This is a genomic window from Galactobacter sp. (assembly GCF_022712295.1).
Classification (GTDB): domain Bacteria; phylum Actinomycetota; class Actinomycetes; order Actinomycetales; family Micrococcaceae; genus Galactobacter.
This window is the reverse complement of sequence record NZ_JALAGT010000136.1, coordinates 1-7279: the sequence shown is the minus strand read 5'-3', so window position 1 is coordinate 7279 and position 7279 is coordinate 1. Positions and strand designations below refer to the sequence as shown.

General features: G+C 68.8%; 6 protein-coding genes and 1 pseudogene. 6 read left to right on the top strand and 1 reads right to left on the bottom strand.

What is annotated here, in order from left to right; all coding sequences use genetic code 11:
• The 3 genes and pseudogenes from Q0A15_RS10255 to Q0A15_RS10245 all read left to right on the top strand — a co-directional run.
• A pseudogene (locus tag Q0A15_RS10255) lies at window positions 1-712 on the top strand (hypothetical protein); the annotation flags it as partial.
• A 47-nt stretch (window positions 713-759) separates the two neighbouring features.
• Complete coding sequence (locus Q0A15_RS10250) at window positions 760-2250, top strand: ATP-binding cassette domain-containing protein (protein ID WP_291279433.1); 1491 nt, start codon at window positions 760-762, stop codon at window positions 2248-2250.
• Window positions 2247-3005: an energy-coupling factor transporter transmembrane protein EcfT gene (locus Q0A15_RS10245; protein ID WP_291279432.1), complete on the top strand. Its 759-nt coding sequence runs from the start codon at window positions 2247-2249 to the stop codon at window positions 3003-3005. Before Q0A15_RS10250 ends, Q0A15_RS10245 begins: the two co-directional genes overlap by 4 nt.
• Before the next feature lie 25 nt (window positions 3006-3030).
• On the opposite strand, the gene Q0A15_RS10240 is transcribed toward Q0A15_RS10245, so the two are convergent.
• On the bottom strand, window positions 3031-3612 hold the full coding sequence (locus Q0A15_RS10240; RefSeq protein WP_291279431.1) for a hypothetical protein: 582 nt from the start codon (window positions 3610-3612) through the stop codon (window positions 3031-3033).
• 99 nt (window positions 3613-3711) lie between these two features.
• Here Q0A15_RS10240 and Q0A15_RS10235 point away from each other — a divergent pair, with 99 nt between their 5' ends.
• Genes Q0A15_RS10235 through Q0A15_RS10225 form a run of 3 tightly spaced genes read left to right on the top strand, consistent with a single transcriptional unit; the run spans window position 3712 to window position 7105 of the window.
• Entirely contained in the window at window positions 3712-4824 is a 1113-nt protein-coding gene (locus tag Q0A15_RS10235; RefSeq protein WP_291279430.1) for an enoyl-CoA hydratase/isomerase family protein, read from the top strand.
• Between the two features lie 50 nt (window positions 4825-4874).
• Window positions 4875-5810 (top strand): 3-hydroxyisobutyrate dehydrogenase, encoded by a 936-nt coding sequence (gene mmsB / locus Q0A15_RS10230; protein ID WP_291279429.1) that lies wholly within the window; start codon window positions 4875-4877, stop codon window positions 5808-5810.
• A complete protein-coding gene (locus tag Q0A15_RS10225; protein ID WP_291279428.1) occupies window positions 5807-7105 on the top strand; it encodes an acyl-CoA dehydrogenase family protein in 1299 nt (432 codons plus the stop codon). Before mmsB ends, Q0A15_RS10225 begins: the two co-directional genes overlap by 4 nt.
• Window positions 7106-7279 lie beyond the last annotated feature (174 nt).

Genomic DNA, 7279 nt, shown 5'->3' with positions numbered 1-7279 from the left:
CAATAAGGTCAGATCTGGATTGCGCAATTCTGACCTCGCCACCGCCACCGCCACCGCCGACGTCCGCAGGAGCGCTGTGAACACCTCACCGAGTCAGACATCCCGTGACAGCCGATCCTTCAACCGCCGATCCTTCATGGGGATCACCACCAGGTCCTTACTGGTCTGTGTGGTGCTCGGAGCGTTCACCGGAGTCATGATCCATCTGGGGCGCTTCGTGGGCTGGCTGACGCTGTCCACCGCCCCGTGGTTCGGTTCCCCCTCCGCACTCATCCCGTGGTACTTGATGATCCTGGTCGCGGCGCTGCTGATCCCCCGCTTCGGACCGGCCTTGATCACCGGCCTGGTCGGCACCGCGATCGGGGTCGGCACCATGGCCCTGGTCGCCGCGGTCTGCGTCGAGATCGTCTTCGCCCTGGCCCGGTTGGCGCGCCGCTCCAAGGGTGGCCTGCGGCCCGGGGACCGCGCCGGCCTGTGGTGGGCCATGTCGGCCGGAATCCTGGCCGGCGCCTCCAGCTATTCGGCCATGTTCACTATCCAGGAGTTCCAGGACCTCCCCGATTCGCTGCAATTGCTCGGGCTGGCCATCAGGATCGTCACGGGTGCGCTCTGGGGCTGGTTGGCGCACCTGATCGTGTTGGGCCTGTTGAAGGCCGGGTACCGGCCGGACGCGGCCACCGCCGTCGTCGCCGACGAGGGGACGACCCGCTGAGCGGGCACGCGGTGCGGGTCCGTGGGCTGAGCGTCACCTACCCGGCCATGCCGGGATCATCTGGCCCCGCGGCCTCCGCACAGAGGCCCCGAATCCTCGCGGACCTGGATCTGGACTTCGAAGCAGGCGGATACACGCTCGTGGCCGGCCCCACCGGGTCCGGCAAGTCCACACTGGCCCTGGCCCTGGTGGGTGCCCTGGCCCGCGCCACGAACGCCACGGTGACCGGGACGGTGGAGATCTCCGGGACCGACCTGAGCCGGACGGATCCGGAGTCCGTCAGTTCCCTGGTGGGTGCCGTGTGGCAGCGCCCCGATGTGCAACTGCACCGTGTCAGCGTGCTGGACGAGGTCACCTCCGGCCCCGACTACACCCGCTTGCCTGCTGACCTGTCCGCCGAGCGTGCATCAGACCTGTTGGCTCAGGTGGGGCTGGCCCATGTTGACCCTGCAGCCGACGTCATGCGGCTCTCCGGCGGCGAACAACAGCGCGTCGCGCTGGCCGCCGCCCTGGCGCAGGACCCGGATGTGTTGGTCCTGGATGAGGCCACGAGCGCCTTGGATTCCGCGGCCACCGCCGCCTTCGTCGCGGCGTTGGATGATGCCCGACGGCGTAGGGCCGCCTCCGCGCGGCCCCTCACCGTGATCGCGGTGGACCATCGCCCGGACGCCCACCTCGGTGCGGACCGGATGATCGTTCTCGACGGCGGGTCGGTGGTGCTCGATGACACCGTCGAGGCGATCTTCAGCGACCATGCCACGCAGGCCAACCACCTGGGTTTACGACCTCCCCGGACATGGCCCACCCCGCGCCCCACGGCCGTGGAGGCCACCGCCACCGAGGGACCGGACACGGCAGGCAGGACTGACGCGGCGGCCGACGGGGCCGACGGGGCCGACGGCGCAGCCGACGGGGCTGACGGGGCAGCCGGGCACGCGACGTCGGGCATCACGGTCAGTGGCCTGGACGTGGGGTTCAGGAAATACCGAGTGCTCAGCGGCGTGAACCTGGACCTGCCGGCGGGTTCGCTTGTGTTGCTCACCGGGGACAACGGCAGCGGCAAGACGACCCTGCTGCGGGCGCTCGCCACCGAGCTGCCGCACCGTGGCGGCAGGATCCGGCCGCGGAAACGAGCCCGCGTCCGCGCCGGGATCGGCTACGCACCCCAGCGCGCAGCATCGCTCATGTTCACCGACACCGTGCGCGCCGAGCTGGCCACGGCGACCCAGGGCCGTGGCATCGACGAACTGTTGGCCGCGACCGGTCTGGAACACCTCGCGGACGCCCACCCGCTCACGCTCTCCGGCGGCCAACGCCAACGGCTCGCCGTGGCGCTCGCGATAGCGGGCGACCCCGCCGCCCTCTTCTTGGACGAGCCCACCAGCGCTCAGGACCGCCCCGGGGCCGCTCGGGTGCTGGAGCTGGTCCGCGACGGCCACCGCAATCGGGTGACAGTGATCGCCACGCACGACCCCGATCCCTGGCTGCCTCATGCCACGGGGGTCCTCACTGTGACCGAGGGGCGGGTGGTCTGGTGAACACCGCGCCGCTCCCTCCCACACCGCGCCCCTGGCTGCATCCACTGGCCGTGGCTGCGCTACCGTTGCCAGCGTTTGTCTTCGCTCTGCTGGCCACGGACCTCTGGTTCGCACTGGTGGTGACGGCCGCCGTCCTGGTGCTCGCGTTCGTGCGGAGCCCGCGGCTCGGCACCAGCGTGCTGGTGACCGGCGCGGTGGCCACGGCCATGTTGTGGTTCGGGTTCGCGCTGTCTTTACCCGCCGCAGCAGACGGCGCTTCACCGGGGCCGCGGATCGTCTGGTTACCGCTGCAGCCCACCGAATGGGCCGCCCTGTCCGCGCTCCGAGCCGGGCTGCGCGTGGTCGTCATCCTGGCGCTCTACGTGGTCACGGTGGCGTGGGTGCGCTGGCGGGTGGTCGCGGACACCCTCATCAGAGACACCCGTGCCCCGTACCGGGTGCTGGACGTGGTGGGCCTGGGGTCGCGTTTCGTGACCCTGATCCGGACCGATCTGGCGCAGGCCAGGACCCTGGCCCGGTTGCGCTCGCGTGGTTCCCGTTGGCGTGCGGCCAAGCTCGGAACCCGGCTGGTTGTGCCGCTGCTGATGGCGGCGTTCCGGCACGGAGACGAGTTGGCGATCGCGATGCAGGCCAGAGGATTCGGGGCCCACCCCACCCGGACCACGCACCACGCCCAGACGTTGAGAGTGCGCGACGCGGTGGTGGTGGCCGTGGTCTGGGCCGGGACAGTGGCGCTGGGTGTGGCCTCGATCTGAGCCGCCTCCCGAGCCCGGACTGCGGTCAGCGGTTTTCCTTCTCCCGGATCAGGTCAAGCACCACGCAGCAGGAGATGATGGCCCTGCGCACGGGATCGGGCGCGTCGCTACGCATCCGGATGGCATAGCGCGAATGCCCCAAGAGGCCCTTGGACATCCCGGCCCATTGCCTGGAGACCGAGGCGATCTCCCACTCACCCAGCATGAAGCGGAAGTCGAAGCCGAACATGTTGCCGTTGAGCTGCAGCTGGGACCCGTCCGCGACGTTCACCTCCACCTTGGTGGTGAAGAAGGCCATTCGTTTGAGCACCTGCGCCAGCGGCGCACCGTCGGGGTAGGTGACCTCGAAGCGGTCGCGGCCGAAGGTGATGGTGTCGGAGATGTGCGCCAGTGGGGTCCCGTCCCCGTCAACGAGATCCAGCTCGCGGGACCCCATGAGGAAGCGTGCGGCGCCCGATCCCTTGGTCACGACGTGGCCGATGGGTGCCTCGAACGGATCCAGGATGGTCATGTCATTGCTGTTGAAGCTGGTGATCTGCTGCATCACCAGCAGGTCGTGCTGCAGCAACGAGCCGGGAACGGGGACTCCATTCGGGTGCTGGGTCATGCAACCAGTGTGGCAGGCAACAGGTCGGCAGCGGAATGACCAGGTACCGTGACAGGAGAAGGTGACCCCGATCACCACGCCTGATACGCAAGGAGCGTCATGACCGAACCGTCCGGAGCCGAAGACCCCGTCCTCTTCGAAGTACGTGGCGGCCTCGGTCTCATCACCCTGAACCGACCCCGCGCGGTGAACGCCCTGACCCATCAGATGGTGAACCTGATCTGGTCACGGCTGGTGGCCTGGGCCAAGGACGACACCGTGGAGCGTGTGGCCATCACCGGGGCCGGCGAGCGCGGCCTGTGCTCCGGTGGCGACATCGTGGCGATCCACGAGGACATGACCCGTCCGGATCGCACCGCGTCTACACCTTACGCAACCCTTGACTTCTGGCGGGATGAGTACCGCCTCAACCTGCTGATCTCCCGGTATCCCAAGCCCTACGTCGCGCTGATGGACGGTCTGGTGCTGGGCGGCGGGATCGGTCTCAGCGCCCACGGCAGCCACCGGGTCGTCACCGAACGCACGCGATCCGGGCTCCCCGAGACGCAGATCGGGTTCAGTCCGGACGTGGGCGGGACGTACCTGCTGGGCCACGCCCCGGGAGCCACCGGCGCGCATGCGGCCCTGACGGGTGCACACCTGGACGCCGGGGACGCCATCCACCTCGGGTTGGCGGATGTGTTCGTCCCCTCCGAGTCCCTGCCCAAGGTCCTGGAGGGCCTGGAGTCGGAGGGGCCCCACATCGTTCTGCCGCGCTACGCGCGCGCGGCGCCGGATTCCGGCCTCGCTGCGCGCAGGGCCATGCTCGACGACGCGTACGGGCTGGCCCCCGGTGGGCGCCTTGCCGACGGGGACGGACGGCCGGCCACCGCCGTCGTGCAGTCCTTGGAGGCCGCAGGCCTCACCGAGGAGGCCGAGGTAATCCGTTCCAAGTCGCCCACGTCCGTGACCGTGGCGCTGGCCGCGGTGCGGGCCGGTGCCGAGGGCGATCTGCAGCAAGCATTACAGAACGAGTGGCGCGTAGGGGCGCGACTCCTGGCCGGGCACGACTTCCCCGAGGGGATCCGTGCGCAGGTGATCGACAAGGACCGCCATCCGCGTTGGGAGCCCGCCACGCTGGAGGAGGTGGCCCCGGGGACCGGTCATGACCACCTTGCGCCGCTGCCGAACCTGCCGCTCGACGTCTCACCGGTGAACGCCGCACTGAGCTGAATTCTGTCCGGAGCCAACCCTTTCCGGGCGGACCTCGATGAGGAGGAGTCATGAGTACACCAACCATTCCTGATCAGAAAGTGGCCTTCCTGGGACTGGGCCACATGGGGCTGCCCATGGCCAAGAACCTGGTCCAGGCGGGGATCCGGCTCACGGCCTTCGACGTGGTTCCGGCCGCGGTCGAGGCCGCGCGATCTGCGGGCCTGAACACCGCAGAATCCGCCGCAACCGCCGTGCGGGACGCGGACGTGGTGCTGACCATGTTCCCAGCGGGTGAGCACGTGCTCGCCGCGTACCGGGACGGGGAGGATGGCTCACCGGGGCTGCTCTCCGCCGCGCCTCCCGGTGCGATCATGCTGGACTGCTCCACGATCTCGGTGGAGCACGCCCGCGAGGCCGCCAGGTTGGCCGTTGAATCGGGACGCCCCGCTGCGGATGCCCCGGTGTCCGGCGGGGTGGTCGGGGCCGAGGCCGGCACGCTGGCCTTCATGGTGGGTGGGCCGGAGGTGGTCTTCTCTGCAGTGGAACCGCTGCTGCAGATCATGGGCTCCCGCGTGGTGCACTGCGGCGAATCCGGGCTGGGGCAGGCGGCCAAGGTCTGCAACAACATGATCCTCGGCATCTCCCAGATCGCGGTGGCCGAAGCGTTCGTCCTCGGTGAGGGGCTGGGGCTCTCCCACGAGGCGCTCTACGACGTGGCCTCCAACGCCTCAGGGCAGTGTTGGGCTTTGACCACCAATTGCCCCGTGCCCGGGCCGGTCCCCACCTCCCCCGCCAATCGGGACTTCGCCCCAGGATTCGCGTCGGCGCTGATGGCCAAGGACCTGGGTCTGGCGCTCGCCGCCATCGAGGCCACCGGCACATCGGCCGCCTTGGGGCGTCACACAGAGGAGATCTACCGCGACTTCCGCGACACCGGCGGGGCCGGGCTGGACTTCTCCGCCATCATCGACAGGATCCGCGAGGCCACCGGGAGCGCGTCGTGAGTGCCGGGCACCCCTCCGCCCACTCGTCACCGCAACCGTCGCCCCATCCCGGACCTCCCGGGACCGCCCCGGCGCCGGGCTCGCGCCGCACAGGGATCGCCGGTGCCGGGGACTCCCCCAAGAGTTGGTTGCTCGCCGAGGGGTCCCGCGACCTGTTGGGGGCGGCCGAGATTCTCGACGAGGACGAACGCCTGCGGCTCATCGACCTTGACCGAGCACTTCAGCAGAAGATCGGTCCCGAGGCGGCCGAATACTGGAACCGGGAGGAGCTGCCCGGTTCCTGGCTTCGGTTGGCGGGTTCCTTGGGGTTGGGACGTCTGCAATTGGACGGGACCTCGCGGCTGTTCAAGGGCCTCGTCTACGCCACGGTGGCCCGCGCCGACGTCTCGCTGTGCGCCCTGGTCGGGATCCACAACGAGTTGGTGATCGGGATGATCGACCGCCTCGGATCGGGCGCTCAGCGTGAGGAATGGTTGCCACGCCTGACCGCATTCGAGGCCACTGGTTCCTTCGCCCTGACCGAGCCGGAGCACGGTTCCGACGTGGCCGGAGGCTTGGCGACCACGGCAAGACGCGTGGACGGTGGTTGGCTCCTCAACGGCGCCAAACGCTGGATCGGGATGGGGACCGTGGCTGACGTGGTCATCACGTGGGCCCGCGACGAGGCCGACGACGTACTGAAGGCCTTTCTCGTCCGACCGACCTCAACAGGGTTCACGTCCTCGAAGATCACGCCCAAACTGGGTTTGCGGATCATGCAGAACGCTGACCTGGCCTATGAGGACGTGTTCGTCCCTGAAGCGGACAGGCTGCCCGGGGGAGACGGTTTCGACACCGCGAACGAACTGCTGCTGGATTCACGAGCGTGGGTGGGATGGCAGGCCGTTGGTCTGGCCCACGCGGTGCTGGACGACGCCCGGGACTACGCAGGCAGCCGCGAACAGTTCGGTCGGTCGCTGGCGCACTTCCAGACGGTTCAAGGCCAGATCGCCCATATCGGCGGGAACGCAACCGCCGCCATGGGCATGATGATCCAGATGGCCAGGCTGCAGGAGGACGGTCGGCTGAAAATGGCGCAGGCCGCCATGGCGAAGGCCACCTGCACCCGCCTGACCCGTGAGGCCGCGGCGCTGAACCGGGATCTGCACGGCGGCAACGGACTCGTGACGGAACCCGGACACATCGCCGCGAAACTGATGGCGGACGCCGAGATCATCTACACGTACGAGGGGACCTACACGATCAATTCACTGATCGTGGCCCGAGCGCTGACGGGGGTCTCGGCCTTCGTGTGATCCTGCTGGCCCGTCGGCACAACAACGGTTCGAAACCACAACTACGGTGGGCGGTTTCTAGCGGTTGTTGCAACACCGGTGGTGTTCAGGATCCTATGAGCTCCCGCATGTGTTCCGCGGGCGTATGCCATCCTAACCGTTTGCGGGGCCGGCCATTGAGTTCGTTCTCGACGT

Coding starts and splice junctions, on each gene's coding strand:
- Q0A15_RS10250 (WP_291279433.1), top strand. CDS start 760: ATGCCGGGATCATCTGGCCCCGCGGCCTCCGCACAGAGGCCCCGAATC.
- Q0A15_RS10240 (WP_291279431.1), bottom strand. CDS start 3,612: ATGACCCAGCACCCGAATGGAGTCCCCGTTCCCGGCTCGTTGCTGCAG.
- Q0A15_RS10235 (WP_291279430.1), top strand. CDS start 3,712: ATGACCGAACCGTCCGGAGCCGAAGACCCCGTCCTCTTCGAAGTACGT.
- mmsB (WP_291279429.1), top strand. CDS start 4,875: ATGAGTACACCAACCATTCCTGATCAGAAAGTGGCCTTCCTGGGACTG.